This window comes from Allohahella sp. A8, assembly GCF_047946665.1.
Lineage (GTDB): Bacteria > Pseudomonadota > Gammaproteobacteria > Pseudomonadales > Oleiphilaceae > Allohahella.
On sequence record NZ_CP172312.1, the window covers coordinates 1,299,668 to 1,318,859 of the forward strand.

The 19,192-nt window shown below is 56.4% G+C and carries 16 protein-coding genes; 5 read left to right on the forward strand and 11 right to left on the reverse strand.

The genetic code is table 11. The features are described from left to right. The first annotated feature begins 84 nt into the window (after positions 1–84). Positions 85–1,704 carry an ATP-binding protein gene (locus ACH3PB_RS06070; protein WP_416398564.1) on the forward strand — a complete coding sequence of 540 codons (1,620 nt, stop codon included), beginning with the start codon at positions 85–87 and terminating at the stop codon, positions 1,702–1,704. A gap of 22 nt (positions 1,705–1,726) precedes the next feature. Here ACH3PB_RS06070 and ACH3PB_RS06075 read toward each other — a convergent pair whose 3' ends face one another. Next, a complete protein-coding gene (locus ACH3PB_RS06075; RefSeq protein ID WP_416398565.1) occupies positions 1,727–2,017 on the reverse strand; it encodes a hypothetical protein in 291 nt (96 codons plus the stop codon). 126 nt (positions 2,018–2,143) lie between these two features. Next, positions 2,144–2,650, reverse strand: coding sequence for a hypothetical protein (locus ACH3PB_RS06080; RefSeq protein ID WP_416398566.1), 507 nt, complete (start codon positions 2,648–2,650; stop codon positions 2,144–2,146). A gap of 321 nt (positions 2,651–2,971) precedes the next feature. On the opposite strand from ACH3PB_RS06080, the gene ACH3PB_RS06085 reads away from it, so the two are divergent. Both ACH3PB_RS06085 and ACH3PB_RS06090 read left to right on the forward strand, forming a co-directional pair. Further along, positions 2,972–5,077, forward strand: coding sequence for a M14 family zinc carboxypeptidase (locus ACH3PB_RS06085; RefSeq protein ID WP_416398567.1), 2,106 nt, complete (start codon positions 2,972–2,974; stop codon positions 5,075–5,077). A 181-nt stretch (positions 5,078–5,258) separates the two neighbouring features. Continuing rightward, complete coding sequence (locus tag ACH3PB_RS06090) at positions 5,259–5,492, forward strand: hypothetical protein (RefSeq protein WP_416398568.1); 234 nt, start codon at positions 5,259–5,261, stop codon at positions 5,490–5,492. Positions 5,493–5,503: 11 nt separating this feature from the next. On the opposite strand, the gene ACH3PB_RS06095 is transcribed toward ACH3PB_RS06090, so the two are convergent. The 5 genes from ACH3PB_RS06095 to ACH3PB_RS06115 form a co-directional block, all read right to left on the reverse strand. Continuing rightward, entirely contained in the window at positions 5,504–6,433 is a 930-nt protein-coding gene (locus ACH3PB_RS06095) for a hypothetical protein (RefSeq protein ID WP_416398569.1), read from the reverse strand. A gap of 207 nt (positions 6,434–6,640) precedes the next feature. Then, complete coding sequence (locus ACH3PB_RS06100) at positions 6,641–7,531, reverse strand: YihY/virulence factor BrkB family protein (RefSeq protein ID WP_416398570.1); 891 nt, start codon at positions 7,529–7,531, stop codon at positions 6,641–6,643. A 110-nt stretch (positions 7,532–7,641) separates the two neighbouring features. Continuing rightward, positions 7,642–9,090: a TrkH family potassium uptake protein gene (locus ACH3PB_RS06105; protein WP_416398571.1), complete on the reverse strand. Its 1,449-nt coding sequence runs from the start codon at positions 9,088–9,090 to the stop codon at positions 7,642–7,644. Then, complete coding sequence (locus tag ACH3PB_RS06110; protein WP_416398572.1) at positions 9,087–9,788, reverse strand: response regulator; 702 nt, start codon at positions 9,786–9,788, stop codon at positions 9,087–9,089. Before ACH3PB_RS06110 ends, ACH3PB_RS06105 begins: the two co-directional genes overlap by 4 nt. Positions 9,789–9,800: 12 nt before the next feature. Beyond that, positions 9,801–11,351 (reverse strand): DUF4118 domain-containing protein, encoded by a 1,551-nt coding sequence (locus ACH3PB_RS06115; RefSeq protein WP_416398573.1) that lies wholly within the window; start codon positions 11,349–11,351, stop codon positions 9,801–9,803. Between the two features lie 137 nt (positions 11,352–11,488). Between ACH3PB_RS06115 and ACH3PB_RS06120 the strand changes: the two genes are divergently transcribed. Continuing rightward, on the forward strand, positions 11,489–12,439 hold the full coding sequence (locus ACH3PB_RS06120; RefSeq protein ID WP_416398574.1) for a MaoC/PaaZ C-terminal domain-containing protein: 951 nt from the start codon (positions 11,489–11,491) through the stop codon (positions 12,437–12,439). A gap of 4 nt (positions 12,440–12,443) precedes the next feature. Here the strand turns inward: ACH3PB_RS06120 and ACH3PB_RS06125 are convergent, their stop codons facing one another. After that, positions 12,444–13,565 carry an AI-2E family transporter gene (locus ACH3PB_RS06125; protein WP_416398575.1) on the reverse strand — a complete coding sequence of 374 codons (1,122 nt, stop codon included), beginning with the start codon at positions 13,563–13,565 and terminating at the stop codon, positions 12,444–12,446. 270 nt (positions 13,566–13,835) lie between these two features. Here ACH3PB_RS06125 and ACH3PB_RS06130 point away from each other — a divergent pair, with 270 nt between their 5' ends. Then, complete coding sequence (locus ACH3PB_RS06130) at positions 13,836–15,659, forward strand: acyl-CoA dehydrogenase C-terminal domain-containing protein (protein ID WP_416399423.1); 1,824 nt, start codon at positions 13,836–13,838, stop codon at positions 15,657–15,659. 40 nt (positions 15,660–15,699) lie between these two features. Here ACH3PB_RS06130 and ACH3PB_RS06135 read toward each other — a convergent pair whose 3' ends face one another. The 3 genes from ACH3PB_RS06135 to nrtS form a co-directional block, all read right to left on the reverse strand. Next, the gene (locus ACH3PB_RS06135) at positions 15,700–16,941 is read right to left on the reverse strand and encodes a YncE family protein (RefSeq protein WP_416398576.1); all 1,242 of its coding nucleotides are present in this window, start codon (positions 16,939–16,941) and stop codon (positions 15,700–15,702) included. 103 nt (positions 16,942–17,044) lie between these two features. Next, on the reverse strand, positions 17,045–17,893 hold the full coding sequence (locus ACH3PB_RS06140; protein WP_416398577.1) for a DMT family transporter: 849 nt from the start codon (positions 17,891–17,893) through the stop codon (positions 17,045–17,047). 122 nt (positions 17,894–18,015) lie between these two features. Beyond that, positions 18,016–19,089 (reverse strand): nitrate/nitrite transporter NrtS, encoded by a 1,074-nt coding sequence (gene nrtS, locus ACH3PB_RS06145; RefSeq protein ID WP_416398578.1) that lies wholly within the window; start codon positions 19,087–19,089, stop codon positions 18,016–18,018. Positions 19,090–19,192 lie beyond the last annotated feature (103 nt).

Genomic DNA, 19,192 nt, shown 5'->3' on the forward strand with positions numbered 1-19,192 from the left:
CGGCGGCTTTATAAAGGCAGTTTAGTGCTGCGTCAGACCTTTGTCTTCATACTCGCGTATCGTCGCCGCTAGATAATGAGTGTTATGCCGAGATCTCCATCCAATAGCGCTGACGCCTCGGCTGTGCCGCTGACTAGTATTCGCGAGGAGCCCCTTGCGGACCTTGTGCCCGAATACTGCGAGTCTGAAATCGCCAATACTACGCAATTTTCCGCTGCTGACCTGAGTTCGTCGTTGCTCGATGCCTCGCTCGGGACTGCTGTGCTGGTCGGTGATTCACTGGTCTATCAGCTCGCAAACCGCGCCTATTGTGAGATCGTCGGTCGCAACGACCTGCTGGGTCACCGTTTCGATGATGTCTATCCCGAGTTGGTCGACACCGCAGTAAGAGCTGCACTTCAGTCCGTCCTTGAAACCGGCCGGTCCGGGGTCTCAAGCGAGATGCCTGTTTGCCTGCATATGGATGGGCAGGATCAGGACCGCTACTTCACCTGCAATATTACACCGCTTCGCCGAGCTGCCGGACAGGTCTATGGTGTAATGCTCATCATGGTGGATAGCACTGAGCAGGTTTTGGCGAGGCGGGCCACGGAGCGTCTGAATGAGGAGCTCCGGCTGGCTTCGCGCAGCAAGGATGACTTTCTGGCGATGCTGGGTCATGAGCTGCGTAATCCGCTTACGCCGATCGTAACTGCACTGGAATTGATGAAGCTGAAGTATCCCGAGGTCCAACAGGAGCAGGTCATTATTCGGCGCCAGGTCGACCACCTCGTTCGCCTCGTAGACGATCTGCTCGATGTGTCCAAGATCACCCGTGGCAAACTTGAGCTGAGAGTCGAGACAGTGGACCTGCGGGAGATGCTTGGCAGAGCTGTAGAAATGGCAGCGGACCTGTTTGAGAAGAAGAATCAACGCCTCAAGGTTGATGTGCCGAGTATGGTCTGGCGTGGCGATCCGGCGCGGATGGCACAGGTCGTGGCCAATCTCTTGACCAATGCCTCGCGATACACGCCTGAGGGCGGAGATGTTCAGCTCCGGGCGCTTGCCACAGCTGCAGAGCTCATCATCATCGTCGAAGACAATGGCGTCGGTATCTCCGCCGCACTCTTGCCGGATATATTCGAGCTGTTCGTCCAGGGAAGGCGCAGTGTCGACCGGGCCGAAGGTGGCCTGGGTATTGGCCTTGCGCTGGTTAGGAATCTGGTGCACCTGCACGGGGGCCGGGTTTGGGCGGAAAGTAATGGCGAAGGGCAGGGCAGCACGTTTACTGTGAGCTTACCCCTGCAGCTGCAGGGGCAAGCCGGAGATACGGCGCTGGCTGAAAGCAGGCCATATGTTGACAACCGGCATCGTCGTATTCTCGTGGTCGATGACAATCGGGATGCCGTTGAAGCGCTTGCCGACTTGCTGGGCATGCATGGATACCATGTCGCCATCGCCTACGATCCGGCTCAGGCGCAAGAGATTTTTGCTCGAGAAAGTTTCGATGTTGCCATCCTCGATATCGCCTTGCCAGGCATGGACGGCTACGATCTGGCTCTGCGCCTGCGCAGTTTGGACACCGACGGCGCCTGCCGGCTCATCGCGCTGTCAGGCTTCGGTCAGGCTCATGACAAGCTGCGCAGCAAACAGGCGGGATTCGCTGAACATCTCGTCAAGCCTGTGGATAGCCAGAGGCTACTGACGCTCCTGGACAGCCTGTGACCGGCGCCAGCTGAAGCAGTATTCAGGCAGGCATGCACTCAGTTCTCGCCGCAGCCGAGCGAAGGTGATGAGCCAGGGACTTTGCGCTCAGTCTGTCGAAGTCGAACTCGCAATCGAAGTAATCATTTTCCAGTCCAAGCAACCAGCACATCTTGTTCCTGTCCATCACTGCCACGAATTCATAGTTGCTGTGACTGATATGCAGCGCGAAAGCGCAACCTTCGACGTCCTGACTGAAAGCTGTATCGCTGTCTATTTTCGCTCCAGGCAGTGATTGCTGAATGACTTCCTTTACAACGCCCAATGCTGACATGCCTGCCTTCCTCAAAAGTTCCGTGAATTCCATCACAACATTAAAACTGTAGAGGGCTGATTCTACAATGTTTCTGGACCCGATTTCATGAGCCGGACAGGATAGGGAGTTAGCGAAGAGCAGAGCCTATTCGTAGGCCAGCGCCCAACCGCTGGCCAGCAGCTTGTCGTCGATAGCCAGGAACACCAGGCGGTCATGCCGTCCGCGCCAGTTGTAAATGAGTAGCTCACCAGCCTGCGTTGCCTGCCCCGTCTGCCATTCTACCTGACTCAGCAAGGCAGTCCCGCCAGCGGAACCACCCGCCATTTGCTCATCGGCTTTGCCGAGCAGTCTGAGCAGGCAGTCGACACTGAGTTCACGTTCGATGGCATCTTTGGCCAGCTTCTGCATCAGCTTGTGCTTTTTGCCGTCATAAGCGTCGACCTCCGGACGCCAGCCTGCGCCATCGAAATGGCCTGGAGTAGTGCGAAGTTCTCGAAAATCGTCAGCGGCGGCCTGCAGTTGAGGGTCCGAGCAGGCCGCCGCTGATTCGGTCTTGCTATGTTTAGATCCCGTCTGCGCTGGGGCACTGAGAGCCGTGAGCGCTACGAACGCAAGCGGACCAGAAATTCGAAAATGAGAGCTGTTGGGCATACCTGGACCTGCGCTTGTGTTTTTGTTGTTTTTGACAACTGGAGCCGTTAATAATAGACCCTAGAATGAACGATAATTAATAGAGCCATCAATCGCCTGGCAGCGATAACTGAGCCGAATTCTCGTTTGTTCAAGCCAGTGGCGAAGTCGCTGACGGCTGGGTTTACGTCCCGAATAGCCGAATCGGCCTTTAGGCAGTTAGCAAGAATTGAGTGGTTTCTTCTACGAAGGCTTTCAGGGTGCCAATGGTGGTTCTGCCCCACAAGGGGTTTTATCCACGTGCTCCGACCAGGAGCAAAGCCTTCACAAGAGACTACTATAATGAAAAAAGCTCGATTACGCCCCCTCAGCCTCATCATCATGGCGATCGCGGCCGGCGCCGCAGCGCCGATGTCCGCCTTGGCGCATCAGGATGACGTAGCACAACTCGCTGCACAGGAAATGGCCGCCGCCGATACGGTGTACAAGGTTCATTTTCCAAACCTCAAACTCGCACGGAAAGCCGCAATCTCGTTCCACGCCAATCTCTTGGCGTCGAACTATGACGAGGGTTATCTCGTTATGGAACTGAACGAGCGAGAGCAGGCCAAGCTGAGCCGATTCGGTTTCACCTTTGAGCCGGCCACTGAATGGGTCGAGAAACGCAATCAGGTCCTCACGACCATGCAGGAAATGACTCAGCTGCGGCAGGAGCTCAGATCTTCCGGCGACGGTGCCATGATAGCCCAGGACGTTGCACTGCGCGGCATCCCTGGTTATGAGTGCTACGAGACCGTAGAAGAAACATTCGCTGTCGCTGGAGATATGGTGGCGACTTACCCGAATCTGGCGACATGGATTGACGTCGGTAATTCGTGGGAAAAAAACCAGGGGCTTGGTGGGCACGATATCCGCGTGCTCAAGCTGACAAACCGGAGTACAGGCGGTCAAAAGCCGATACTGTTCATCAACAGTGCCATCCATGCCCGTGAGTTTACCACTGCGCCCCTGACGCTGGACTTCGCTCGCACCCTGCTCAGTGGCTACGGCACTGACGCCGATATCACCTGGATCCTGGATCATCATGAAGTGCACCTCATGCTGCATACCAATCCCGATGGCCGAAAAAAGGCTGAAACCGGCATCCTCTGGCGCAAGAACACCAACCAGAATTACTGCGGCTCGACCAGCAACAAGCGCGGCGCTGACCTGAACCGCAACTTCACCTTCGGCTGGAACAGTGCCAATGGCTCCAGTGGTGATCAGTGCAACGACACCTACCGAGGACCGCGACCTGGTTCTGAGCCGGAAACGCAGGCCATCGAGAGCTATGTCCGCAGCATCTTCCCTGACCGCCGCGGCTCTGGCAAGAACGATGCGGCGCCGGCAGACACCAGCGGTATTCACCTCGATATTCACAGTTACAGCGAACTCGTGCTGTGGCCGTGGGGCGATACCAGTACAGCTGCACCTAACGGCCAGGCTCTGCAGACACTGGGTCGTAAGTTCGCCTGGTTCAACGGCTATACGCCGCAGCAATCCATTGGTCTATATCCCACCGACGGCACCAGCGATGGTGTGAGTTACGGGGAGCTCGGCGTGGCCGCGTATACCTTCGAACTCGGCACAGACTTCTTCCAGAGCTGCTCGGTGTATGATGGCAAGATCAAGCCAGACAACCTGCGCGCACTTATCTACGCGGCGAAGGTCGTCCGCACGCCTTATCTCACACCCGCAGGTCCCGACGTCACGAGTGTCAGCCTTTCGGTCAATGGCTCGGCGGCTACACTTGCAGCCAGTGCCACAGACACACGCTTCAGCAGCCGGAACGGCAGGGAGCCCGTCCAGGCTATCGCACAGGCGGAGTATTATATCGATGTGCCACCATGGAAAGCCGGTGCCGAGCCTGTGGCACTTGCCAGTACTGATGGGCGCTTCGATGAGGGCACCGAAGAGCTTACCGGCAGCATTGATACCAGCGGGTTGAGCGAGGGCAAGCACACAGTCTTCGTTCGAGCGCGCGATGCTGCGGGGAACTGGGGTGCTGTTTCTGCGGCCTTCCTGGAAGTCGGCGACGACTCTGGCGGTGGTAATTCGCAGTACGAGTATGCGAATACAACGTCACAGGCCATTCCGGATCGCGGCTCGGTAACCAGCCAGATCACTGTGCCAGCAGACGCACCTGCGGCCAGCTCCGCGACTGTGTCAGTGACCATCGACCATACCTATCAGGGCGATGTCAGGCTGACCTTAAGCAAGGGTGGACGATCGGTGATTGTGAAAAACAACAACGGTCGGGACAGTAGTCGTGGCAGCAAGACCTATACCGCAAGCATCAGCGCCAGTCAGTTCAATGGACTGACCGGGGCCTGGACGCTGACTGCGCAGGATGTCTATAGCCGTGATACCGGCTCCCTGACCAGCTGGAAGCTGGTCCTCGACAAGTAAGCTGTCGTGTTGCCGGTGGGATGGCTGATGTCATCCCACCGGCGAATGCTCCTCACTACCAATCCCATAATACAAATACTATACCAGACCCGACAGGTCTTCTACGTATCATGAATCCGCGCAATAGACCCATGCGTACCTGCGAGTTCAGACCAAGGAGTTCCACCCAAGGAGAACGAGCATGAACGTATCGAAAATTGGCGCCATCAGTGTTTTGGCACTTTCACTGGCAGCGTTTACAGGTTGTGAACAACAGGACGATATGCCAGCGGCTGGCGAGTCGAGTTTGGAAGGGCAGGCATCTGATCGACAGGTCGGTGTCGAGCAGGAAGGGGTAACGGTGCCTGGCGATGTCATGGAGCAGCCTCAGGGCGCTCGGGACGAGCCCCCAGCCCAGGAGCCTCTGAACCAGTAATTCTTCCCCCTTCAGCGGGCGTAGCGGTACAGATCCAGCGCCTGTATGAAGGGTTCATTTGCGATTCCTGAAACGCGGGGAAGGCGGGGTGTCTCGCTTTCCAGCGTGGCAGGGTCGTCTCGCCACAGCTTTCTCGGCATTATTTTCTGCTGGGCAATCACTACGCCTGAAATAGGGCAGGCCTTGCGGACTATACGGTCGTCCTCACGATAGGCATAGTTGGCCCTAAGCTGATTGCGCAAGGGCACCTTCTTTACCAGCATCTCACCGGGACGGCAGGTCGCCAGGAGCGCCTCGGCTGTCGCTGCCGCGGCGCGTTGCGACTCGGGCAGGCTGCGGGCCATTTCCAATGCGTCTTCGACCGAGATCTTCTTGATGCGGGTGTGATTAGTCGCCCACGTCCAGCTGAACACATCAAGGTGAGGGGGCATTATTCTAATCTGGGCATAGCAGCGCTTGAGATCCAGCGCACTGATACCTGCCGTGCCCATGGCCTTTTTCAGCGCTTCAGTGCGGTAGCCTTTTTCAAGCACTTCATCATTGATCAGTTTGGTGACGCGATCCACCGGCGCCCCTTTCGATGTCCCATAGTTACGGACAGCCATCACTGCAGCCTTGAAAGCCAGTTTTGCTGCGTTGAGCTTCTCGGCTGCCTCGACGGTGTCTGAAGAGGCGCACAGTATGCCTTCGCCCACCAGCGGCTCATTCTCCTCCCGCATGTATAACTGCGTCATGGCGTCGATTGCTGCTTCCCTTGCGGCCTGTGACATGTGCTCATCCTCGCTGGTACCGAAAGTGGGGATGTAAACGGGGTATTCATCCTTGTCGGCTCGCACCGCGGCTTCCAGCGTCAAACAGCAATCCGCCATCTGCTGATAGCTTTCGTAGAGCTGCATAATGAGCGATTGTGGCACTACTGAGCTGGATCCCTTAGTCGTCATGTCTGTGTCACCCGTCAAATATTGCTTTCATGTGGAACCTTACTGGTTTAGATATCTTATACCAGACCCGTCAGCTATCAAGTTGAAAATTCAGGTCTTTTCTCAAATGGGTTATTCTACTATACCAGACCGGTTGTTTCGGTAAAGCCAGGCGGCCCACCCAACACCAGCTGAAGCTCCAAGTACCCATCAAAAACCGTGATAAAGCTAGATGTTGACGGGGCGTGCGTGCAGCTCAGCGTCGCCGCCGGGCGCGGTGTGCCAGGGCAGTCCGGCTCGGTGGCTCCGCTCCAGCTCGGCAATCACCTGGGCACCCAGTAAGAGAATGATCGAGCCGATTTCGAGACTGATCAGGATGATGATAATGGTGGCCAGCGAGCCATACACGACGCCCACGAGCGAAACATTCGTGAAGTAGTACATCAGCAGCAGGCGAGTAGCTTCCCATAGTACCGCAGCAACGAGCCCCCCTATGATGGCACGCCGCGGCGCCACCTTTACAATGGGGAGAAACTTGTAAATGGCACTGAACAGTATGAACACACCAACGAAACTAAGAATGTACAAGAGCAAGCCAGGCTCTTCGTAAGCCGAGTTGACCAGCGTAAACAGCACAGTAAGCGTCAGGAGGCCAAGGCCGAGTACCGTGATGAAGACATAGGGCAGTATCGCTGAAATCCACATCTTGCGGCGCGGGTTATCCGCTTCATGAAAGATGATGGCGATCGAGTCTTCGAGCATGCGGAAGGCAAAGGAGCTGAAAAACAGCAGAACAGGAAAACTCACGATGCCGATGATATCCCTCGAAGCGAGAAACTCCCGAACGGCTTCCAGCAGTAAACCGGCGTGGGCTGGTGAAAAATGTGCTGCCTGCACGGCCATGACTTCGAGCAACTGCTTTTCTTCGACGATGGTTGCGAGCAACACGCCGAGGACGGCCAGTAGCGGCACGGCAGACAGCAATACGTTGTAGCCAACACCACCGGCCAGCAGTATGCCGTGATTGCGTAAAAAATTGACGATGACGCGGTGGGTGAAGTGCAGCAGCTGTTTGAACGTGCTGTCGTGAATATGCGATTCCGGCCGGGGCTGTGGCATGGTCTTGAAACGTTACCGATGGACGAGTGTGTTGATGATCTGCATCTGAAACTAACCGATAACAGTTGTGTCTACCAGATTGTAGGACGAGTGCCGACATTAAAGACGGGCTAGCCCCTCCAGAATACGCGCGTAAAGATGATCATGATTGCTGTGAATTCGAGACGGCCCAGAATCATACCGGTCATCAGTATCGTCTTGGCTGAATCCGGCAGGCTGTGAAAGTTGCCCGCAGGTCCGATTATGTCGCCCAGGCCTGGCCCCACGTTCATGAGCGCCGTTGAAGCACCAGTTATGCTGGTAATAAAGTCCAATCCTGTCAGCGCGAGGAGGAGTGTCAGCACGACGAGCGTCGATATCAGCAAGAAAACGAAGGCATTGGTCGACTGAAGTATTTCCTCGGTCACGAGCCGCGTACCGTACTTGCTCACAAGCACCGCATTGGGGTGAATAGCCTGCTTGAACTGTCTCTTCAGCATGAGGAAAAATAATTGGAATCGAAAAATTTTTATCCCACCGGAGGTGGATCCTGAGCAGCCGCCGACAAAAGTGAGGAAAAAGAAAATCGCAACTGCAGCGGGCCCCCAGAGGCCATAGTCAGCGTTGGCAAAACCAGTGGTAGAGACTACTGACATCACATTGAATGTGCTCGCAGTGAACGCTTCCAGCACACTCATGTCGGTGGTGAGAACAAGATCGATAGTGAGAAATCCAGCGGCGATGGCGAAGACGAGCCCAAGCCCTCTGACTTGAATGTCAGATAGCACCCTGGGAGACCGCCCCCGCCACAACCGGATGTACAGTACGAAAGGCATGGAGCCGGCAAACATGAACAGCACAGCAACCCAGCTGAGTAGATGGCCGGGGAATTGGCCAAATGAAGCGTCAGCGGTCGAGTAGCCCCCAGTAGATACCGTGGCCATCATGTGATTTATCGCATTGAAAGCATCCATACCCGCTAGCCAGTAGGCGAGTGCGCAGAGAATACTCAGTCCGAAATAGGCAACGAGAATACCTTTCAGCATGTTTTTCATCTGAGGTATTTCCTTCTCCGACCAGTCCGAGGACTCGGTGCGGAACAGGCGCATTCCGCCGGACTTCAGCGATGGTAAGACTGCGATGGTCATGCCAATGATGCCTATTCCGCCATACCACTGTAGTAAGGATCGCCAGAGGAGAATGTCTTTCGAAGTGTGCTCCAGTCCTGTCATGACCGTTGATCCAGTGGTCGTCATGCCAGAAATAGATTCGAATGCCGCATCCACAATGGACAACGGTTCCTCCATGCAAATAAAAGGCAGCATGCCGAACAGCGGAACCGTCAGCCAGGTGCCGGCCGTAATGATGAACAGCTGCCGTTGGTTGATATGTGTCGATATTGGACTGCCCAGGCGCCCAAAAATCAAGCCAGCTGTCAATGAGGCGGCCAGGGGCAACATATAGGTACGATAGCTACCGCCAAATCCGCTCCATGCCAGCGACAATGGTGCAAGCATGAGTGCCGATAGCAGCAGCAGGCCGGCAGAGGCTACTCTGAAATAGGGTACAAACAGTCTCACTGTTCTGATACCAGACGGTAGCCCACCCCTTGTTCTGTCTGAATGAAGCGTGGTTGAGTCGGATCGTCTTGCAGCTTCTGTCGCAACCGCGCGATGAAAATGCGAAGGTAGTGGCTGTCGCCGCTGTGGCTCGCGCCCCAGATCTCGCTGAGCAGATATTGCTGGGTCACCACATGGTCGGCATGGCGCGCCAGCAGGCCGAGTAAGGCGTACTCTTTCCGCGACAGGTGGAGCGGCTCGCCCGCCAGTGTCACGATTCGCTTTACGAAATCGATCCGCAGAGCACCCGAGTCAAACTGTTTCAGCGCCAGATTGCTCGCTCCTTGCGCGCTATCTCGGATCAACACCCGCAGCCGGGCCATGAATTCCTTGATCCCGAATGGCTTGGTGACGTAGTCGTTTGCACCGAGGTCCAGAGCCCTGACTTTCTCCTGTTCGCTCGACCTGACTGAGAGCACGAGTACCGGTGTTCTGCTCCACCGCCTGAGCTCCTGCAGCACGGCAAACCCATCCATATCGGGCAAGCCAAGATCAAGTACGATGACTTCGGGATCTTCAATTGCTGCCACCTCCAGTCCGGAGGTGCCGTCAGCGGCTTCCAGAAACTGGTACCCTTCGGATCGGAGACTGATCCTCAGGAATCTCAGAATCTGTGGCTCGTCATCGATAACCAGAATTTTGGGCTGCAGTGCAATCATCGCAGAGCTCGTTTAATCATCGCTGTCATCCGGGAGGTAGGGTTGATGCTGCAAGGGCAGGCTGATACGAAAGGTAGTCCCGATGCCGCTGCGTCCGTCAAATACCTCCACCCGGCCACCGTGAGCACCGATCATGCCATGACAGATGGCGAGACCGAGCCCGGTCCCCTTTTGTCGATCACCCTTGGCTGCGCTATAGAACATATCGAAGACCTTGTGTCGTTCGGCCGTGGGAATGCCCGGGCCTTCGTCAGCGATATCGAGGTGGAGGGCGCCTTCGCGTAACGAAGCCTCAATGCTGATCTGCGATTCTTCTGGGGCAAAGCGGGCGGCGTTCTCAAGTATATTGACAACAGCCTGCTCGATGAGGGCTGCATGGACAAACAACAATGGAATATTGTCCGCTAGGCGAACATCGACTTTGAAACGGGCCAGCACCGACTGCAGACGGTGAGTGGCTGAACCTACGATGTCACTGAGGGTCACCCAGTCTCGTTCGAGCTTGAGCGGGCCATAGCCCAGGCGGGTCATATCGAGCAGGTTCTCCACGTAGCGATTGAGGCGTTCGGCTTCCTGCAAAGTCCCTTCAAGGAGTTCGATACGATCCTCAGCCGTCAGCCTGTCGTGGTATTGCAGGAGACTTGACGTCGATCCAATCATCGTAGCGAGGGGTGTTTTCAGATCATGTGATACGGAGGACAGCAGTGCCGAGCGAAGCCGCTCAGTTTCTGCATCCAGACGTGCCGCTTCCAGCCGCGACGAGAGGCGGGCGCGTTCAAGTGCCTGTGCAATCAGCTGGCAGTAGCCGGTAATCTGTGCCTCGCTCCAGGCATCCTGCCCCCTCTTGTGATTCAGTGACAGCCCGAGCATTGCCAGAATCTCGCCTTGCGCGGCTGCTAACGTATACAATTGCAGCTCTGAGCTCCACTCACGCGGTCCGATCGTACTGGCTTCGCCCCGCGGGGAGATCAGCATTTGAGCCTGCTGTAGTATCTGCTCGCTCAGCGCGTCCTCTGTTTCTGGATAACAAAGTACCTGCCGGCATCCTCCGTGCTCCTCGATCTGCAGCCAACAGATCGCGCTATTCAGACGGGGATGCAGGAAGATGGCCCCTGCCTTCATGATGTCCAGCTCCCCTGCAGCGCCAGCAATTTCCTGACTCAAGCCAAGCAGATCACCAATACGTCGCTTGCTTTCGCGCAGTGCGAGCATTTGCTGGCGTAATCGTGTAGCGAGATTGCCGGTCACGCTTGAAAGCAGCAGGAAGAAAGCTACGGTCGCAACGTCATCCCGATGAGCGATGACGAAGGTATGATAGGGCTCAGTGAAAAAGTAGTTATAGACTAACAAACCAAGTAGCGAGCTCCAGAGCGAAGCACCTACGCTTGTGCGGACGGCCGCTATAAGCACACCAACCAGCAGCACAGGCAATACGTTTGTTCGTGGCAGAAGCTGATCGATCATCAGGGCGGCCAGCATGGCCGCTGCCATGATCGCGGTCGCAGCGAAGTAGTCGTACCAACTGTGATGCAGACTCCATGACGACCTTGCGGCTGAATCCATCTTCTTACCGTTGTCTGTGAAGGGTTCTGATATATAAGTTGGCACAGCCTAGGGGTAAACCCTGTAAACGGGCTAGTAGTGAAATCGCACCTTGCATAAATGTTTCGTAAAATTCCCGTGATGAAGCACCATTGGAAGTGCCTGCCCATGCTGACAATCAGCTTCATCTTGTGCGAAAGTCGAGCTTTCTGACCAACAACAATATTCTGAAGGGACTCAACATGAAGGCAGTCGATTTCGAGTCATTGAGCCGCTATGCGCGAGTGCTTGGCACAATACGAAAGAAACCGGGCAGGGTGGAGACGCTGCCATCGGCCAGCTATGTCGACCGGGAGGTCAGCATCGATGGCGACCATCTCTCCCGCTATGCCGCACTCTGTGGTTTCAGTGCTGATCAGGGGGTGCCGCTGACTTATCCGCAGCTGCTTACCTTCCCCCTTGCGCTCGAATACATGGCGTCCGATGCATCACCGTGGTCTGGTCTCGGTACCGTGCACCTGGCCAGTGATATCCGGCAGTTTCAGGCCCTGAATATCGGCGATCGTGTGATGGTAGAGCTGTGGACAGGCACCTTGATGGCGCACAGGCGCGGGCAAGTCTTCACCTTGGAGTCGCGTATCATGCGAGGCACGCAGGAGGTATGGGCTTCCACCCAGAGTCTGCTGCGCATAGGCGTGCAGGACCCGCAGGGCGACCCTTACCGCGCATTGCCTGGAGCCTCTGAACCCCTGGCTCTGTCAGCGACGTTCAAGGCCAGCAGCAACATCGGTCGGCGCTATGGCCTGGTGTCAGGCGATCTCAATCCCATACACCTCACCGCTGTGTCAGCCAAACTGTTCGGATTCCGCCGCGCTATTGCCCACGGCATGTGGACCAAGGCCCGCGCTCTGGCCGAACTGCTGCCCTCAGGTCGCACTGATACAGCGGAGGTGAAAGTTGAATTCAAGTCTCCACTGTTGCTACCTGCCAAGGCGGCGCTCTGGGCGAGCCGGGACGAGAGTGGGTCGAGCTTCGAAATCCGCGGTGACGCCAGCCAGACTACCCACCTTCGCGGTCGGCTTAAATTGCAAGGGCCGGGGCCGGCGTAAGTCATCAGCCCGAATTTGAGCCCTCACGCTGCCCATCATCGCCCTGGGTGGTAGAAAGGTCACCCATCTCGTCGTCTGTTCTGTCGCCCAGGTAGTCGCGCACGTAAACCTTGTTCATCATCACAAGCAGTACAGCGGCCACGGGGGCCGCCAGGAGCAGCCCGAGAACGCCAGCGAAGAGGCCAAGGCTGACCTGGATCGCCACTAGTACGGCCGGTGGAATTTCGATGGCCTGACGCTGGACGAGCGGCGTGATCACGTAACCCTCCATGCCTTGGATGACGAAATACAGGATCGCCACATGCAGTACCAACTGCGGTTCGCCCTGGGTGTAGGCGACTAACAGTGCGGGAATCGCTGCCATCATCGGCCCGAAGTTCGGTATGAACTCCAGTAACGCGGCCAGCAGGCCGAGCGAGAGGGCCATCGGCATGCCAAGCGCCCATAAGCCAAGCCCTATCAGCAAACCGACCAGGGCCATCGACGCAATTCTACCAAGCATCCACCAGCTCAGTTTCTCCACCAGTGCGTCCAGCACTTCCGAGGCATAGGCTCGACGATGCTGCGGAAACAGGCGGATCAGCATTGTTCGGTAAGTCTGCGGTTCAAAGGCGACGAAAAGGCCAATGAAGAAGATGATGACCACATTGACCAAGGAACCGAAAGTGGTCGAGAACACGCCAGACACTTTCGAGAACCATTCACTCATCTGACTGCCATCGGCCTCGGCCTGTTGCTGCTGCACCTCGTCGATGACCTTGTTGGCCATCGGCAGGTCGGAGAGCTGCTGCTTGAGCTCGGCGATGCTATTCGGCACGACCTCCGCCAGTTGCTGGAACTGCTGGGTAACGTTCGATGCAAAGGTGAATGCAAACAGACCGAATAGACCCAGCAACAGGAGTATCACAAGCCCAAGGGCAGTGCGGTGACCAAGCGGGGTGTGGCGGCTGATCCACTGCACAGGTATGAGATAGAACAGGGCAAGCAAGAGACCGGCAAACAGAATGAGCAGGACTTCGTGCCCAAACCAGAGTGTCGTCAGCAGGATGATTGTCGTGGCGAAAATCAGCGCTACTTTCCAGGCTCTGTGCACGAAGCGGTCTGAATCGCTGGGCGAATACTTCATTTCAACATCCTTTTTACGCCGGTGGGTCCTTAGAGCGTACGCGATAGTGGTGTGGCCGGATGCCTGCCTCGTCCAGGCGGGCCTCATATTCAGGCGACCGTTACGTCGGCGCAGCGGTAACAGGTTCACTCATCGATGAGGTAAATGTCCCACAGCATCACATCGGGCGATAATGACAAGGAATTGCCTGACAATGAGTCAGTTTCGACCTTGACCCCCTCTCACCGATATTCAATATTGCTCCTGCCAACGCTCAGCAGGATTGAACAGATGATGGACTACAAGGCCCCACTGCGCGACATGCGCTTCCTGATCAACGAAGTGCTCGATTACCCGTCGCACTATGCCGCACTGCCAAACGGCGCAGACGCCACTCCGGATATGGTCGAAGCCATTCTCGAAGGCGCAGCGACCTTGTGCGAAGAGGTGCTGGCGCCCCTGAACCTGTCTGGCGATCGAGAAGGCTGTCGCTTCGAGAACGGTGAGGTCAGCACACCCACTGGCTTTCGTGAGGCGTACCGTCAGTTCGTCGACGGCGGCTGGCAGGGTCTTTCGTTTCCGGAAGCCTATGGCGGCCAGGGCTTACCAGCGTCGATCAGCGCCATAAAGTCCGAGATGATGGGCACCGCCAACTGGTCGTTCGCCATGTATCCAGGGCTTAGCGTCGGTTGCATCAACACCATTGTGCAGTTTGGGAGTGATGAGCAGAAAGACATGTACCTGCCATCGCTGGTGTCCGGTGAATGGACGGGCACGATGTGTTTGACCGAGCCGCAATGCGGCACCGATCTGGGTCAGATACAGACCAGGGCTGAACTTGCGGACGACGGCACCTACAGAGTTACCGGCACCAAGATATTTATCTCAGCCGGCGAACATGATTTGACCGACAACATCATCCATATCGTGCTCGCACGTGTGACGGGGGCACCTGCCGGTACCCGTGGTATTTCATTGTTCATCGTGCCCAAGTTCCTGGTTTCGGCCGCTGGCGTGCCCGGGAAACGTAACGACCTGGCGTGTGGCTCAATCGAGCACAAGATGGGTATTCGTGCATCGGCAACCGCAGTGCTCAATTTCGATGGGGCGACGGCGTTCATGATGGGTGAAGAGAACAAGGGGCTCGAAGCCATGTTCACCTTCATGAATACCGCCCGCATCGGTACCGCGATACAGGGCGTCTGTCATGCCGAGGCGTCGTTTCAGCGGGCATTGCAGTATGCCAGCGAACGGCGCTCCATGCGGGCCCTCTCCGGCAAAAAGGATCCTGATTTCAAGGCCGATGCGCTCATCTGGCATCCCGACGTCCGACGGATGCTGCTGACACAGAAGGCCATCGCTGAAGGCGGGCGGGCGATGATCTACAGCGTCGCCAAGATCGCCGACTTTCTTGTCAATGCCGTGCTCGATGGTGATGTCAGCAGGCAGAAGGAGGAAGATAGCTGCCTAGGTTTCTACACGCCCATCCTCAAGGGTTTCCTGACCGAAATGGGCCTGGAAGCGGCTAACCTGGGTATGCAGGTGTACGGTGGGCATGGCTACATCCACGAACACGGCATGGAACAGATCGCGCGTGATGCCCGAATTGCGACGCTTTACGAAGGGACGACAGGTATACAGGCGCTCGATCTGCTGGGGCGCAAGGTGCTGCTGGCGACGAAGGGCAAATGCGTTCGCGACTTTACGCTGACCATGATGAAGTTCTCCAGGGGTCGTCTACTCCAGCCGGGCGCCATTGGCAAGATGGCGCGAAGCCTGCTCAAGCGCAGCGTCGAATGGAACATCCTTACCGGTCGCATCATGCTGCGCGCAACCAAGGATCGGGAAGCAGTAGGTTCGGCCTCGGTGGACTACCTCATGTATTCAGGCTTCGTGATGATGGCCTATTTCTGGGCGCTGCAGGCAGACAAGGCGAGTGAACTGCTGCGCAGTGGCGCGGGCCGGGAGTCGGACGAGTTCTATCGCGCGAAGATTCAAACCGCGCAGTTCTACTTCGAACGTTTACTGCCCAGGGCCGGTTCACACTATACCAGCGCCATCGCACCGACCAGCTCGGTGTTGGACATGGACAAGAGCCACTTCGCCTTTGGCTGAGAGAACGGCCAGCTGAACGGCTGGCCGTAATGATCGCTCTCTACTGATTCCAACCGGCAGGAATGTAGCCCTCGCGGATCCGCTGTGGATGATCACCGACATCTACGCGAGCCACTTCCTCGCCAGTCGCAAAGGAAATCACCGACATCTGGTCAGTGCCGCTCCATGACACATAACAATGCTCGCCAGCGGCATCGGTGGTCACCCAGTAAGGCTTGGTGCCGATATCTATCAGCAGCTCATATTCGAAGGTCTCTCTGGAAACTATCGCTACGTAGTCGCTCATGGTGCCGGCTACACAGAGGGTCTTGTCGTCACCACTGAGCGCAATGCCATGATGAGCTGAATCGTTGACGTAATCGCGTCGCGGCACATCCGGTATCAGATTCGGCAGATCAGCCTTTCTCGTGATGCGGTCCTGGACCATATCGTATTCAACGAAGCCATGCAGGAATGAGAGCTGGAAATAGAAATAACGCTCATCATCAGTATGCGTCATGGGTCGGACCGCCGGACTCAAGCCGGGAAAGCCGGCTGCAGCGAGCTTTTCCGCCATATCAAACTTCTTGACGATTTCCAGAGAGCTGGCATCTACGATCTGGAATACGCGGTCACCCTTGGTAGAGTCCCAGAAACTCGAATCGAGTGGCGTGAAGACATTCCCGATACTGGCGTGATAAATCAGCTTACCGTCTTTCGAGTACACATTCTCATGCGGGGAATTGCCTGACGGGAAGCGACCGCGCTCGGCGCCGGTTTCTACATCGAGAATATGCACCACCTTGCCTGTCGAGGCCGAGACAGCGACTTCAGTGCCATCCGGCGACAGCGCCATGTGGTCGGAGCGGAAACCCTCGACCTGAAAGCGCCAGGCGATTTTCCCGGTTGCCATTTCGATGGCCACCACGTCGGCAAAGCTGGGGCGTGAGATGACCAGCAGCCGCCCATCCAGGCTGCTGTACATGTCGTCGACCAGCTGATCATTGCCTTCGCCGATCAGGTTTCTCACAGTCTGGAATCCAATGAGGCGGATTGGGTTGAACAGCAGCTCGGTCATACGCTTGCGCTTGTCAGGCACGGCGTTAATGCGTCCAATCGGTGCATAGGATTCGCTGTCAATTACATCAATAGTGCCTTCCCAGTTATTGCCGACGAATATTACGCGACGCGTATCAGCGGCGCTCGCGGTCTGAACGCCGGCGGAGCCGAGGAGCAGCGCAGCGGACATTGTCAGTACACGACACAGGATTGGCTTTTGTATGGTTTTGAGTGTTGAAAACATTAGGGTTTCCTTGTTCTTGTCGGTAGGGTGCGCAACGCACCCGGGATCGTACAACCCTCTCAGGTTATAGCGAATGACAAGCCGAACTGAGAATCTGGTCGCATTATCGACGGTAAAAGCGGAACTGCGCGTGCTGTTGCCACCACAGCCCGATGATGATCAGAACCAGGCCGATATAGGTCGAAGGCCGAATGGTTTCACCAAGAATGAAGTGAATGAACACGAGCGACAGGAAAGGCGAGATGAAGATAAGATTGCTGACCTGGGAGGTGTTTTCAGCAAGTCGCATGGCCCGGCTCCAGAGCACGAAAGCGATGCCCATTTCAAACACGCCGATATAGACAGCGGCCAGAACACCGGTGCCAATATCCTTTGGCAGCCCCGTCGTGGCGAGACAAAGCAGAAGGATGAACGGCAGACCGAAGAGGAAGTTCAGGAAGAGACCCGCCAGCGGGTCGCGGGTGTCACGAGTATTGATGATCCAGTACATCGCCCAGATCACGGTGCTGGCCAGCGCCATTCCCACACCGATGGAATCGGAAAATTCAAGTCCCAGTAGATCACCACGGGTTGCGATGACCACCACGCCGCTATAGCAAACGAGGCCCGCCAGCAAGTCGCTCCGGCTGAGTTTCTGACCAAGCAGTGGTACCGACAGGTACGTGAGGGTGAGTGCCCAGGTATAGTTTAGCGGCTGCGCCTCCTGTGCCGGCAGTCGATCGAAGGCTTCGAAGAGCACGAGGTAATACAGTACAGGGTTGAGCAGACCCATGAGCACCGAGATCAGATACTGCCGGGGCGAGAGCGCGATAACCGCCTGCCAGCGGCGCTGCAGCGTCAGTATGCAGGCGAGGACCAGGACCGACGTGGCGCAGGCGACCAGCATTAGCTGCAGAGGACTGAGCTCGCCGAGCGAGAGCTTGAAGGCTGTGGCGACGGTCGACCAGAGCATAACCGTCGCTGCACCGAATGCGAGAGCCTGTTTCTGATTCTTCAGATGCCGACGCCCTCATGAGCTGTCAGCGTTGCGAAGTGTCTCCTCCAAGGCGCGAAAATCACCGCGTGCAAAGCCTCCTATACGGTTCTTCTGATGGGCTCTGCGGCCAAGAGAAGTGCCTCGCCAGCCGCGACAATTTCCTTGCCGATGGCAATATTGCCGGCTGAGCCCGCGAGTGCAGCCTCGGCATTGCGTTCAACATCATGCATGAGCGCAACCACCCTGCGCAGCTCTTCGATCTGCACGCTGGTCAGGCTGGAAATTTCCTCGACTGAATGTTGACCTTGGAGAACGGCATCCTGCAGTGCTTCATAAAGCGCGCTGATCCGGCCCTGGCTCTCAGCAACGATAGCTTGAAGCGAGTGGGAAAATTTTGTCGCCTCATCACAGAGATCAAGTTCGACAGCGCTCAGATCATGAACGAGCTTGTTGATATCTTTCGCCTTGGTTCCTGCTTTCTGCGCAAGGCTTTTGACTTCGTCAGCTACGACGGCGAAGCCTCGCCCGAGGTCGCCGGCTCGTGCTGCTTCGATTGCGGCGTTGAGCGCGAGCAGGTTTGTCTGATCCGATATATCGGATATGGTCTTGGTGATCTCGTTGATCTGGTTAAATTCGGTGCTGAAGGTTTCCATTTTCACCACAAGCGTACCGGACCACTGCGCCGCCCGCACGACTTCTGCAATGAGGCTTTGCATGTGCTTCTGAACCGAAATCGCTGTCTGATTCAACTGGGCAATTTCGACCCCAGTCGCACTCGAAGTTTTTTCGATATTCACCCCATGTTGTGAAGCCGTCTCGATGGCCTGGTTGGTAACCTTGATGTGCTCAAGTCGCTCACCCGAGGCGACATTGACCCGGGTGGCCACTTCGCTGACCCGTTTGCCGAGCGCGATCACCCCCTCCGCCTGCTGTTTCAGTTTCAAGTCTGGCTGTATTACTGCCTCAGCCTCCGTCGCAGCACGCTCACGATCACGATGCAGTGCACTCCACTGCCCGAAGAGAAACACGCAAAACGGCACAGTGTAGGTCAGCATCAGTCTGATGACGCTCACGGGCTCAGTGCCAAGGAGCCCCTGCCACTGGTTGATGAGATTGAGAATGGTGCCCACCACCAGCGCGACCCAGCACGCTTTCAGAAAGTTCAGTTTCATATTCACTCTTGGTCCGGCCTGTTTGGATACAGCTTAGTTGAGATCAGAATTTTTGAGATGTTGTACTGTCGTGCCGGGCTTTTTTATGCGGATTATTCAGCGC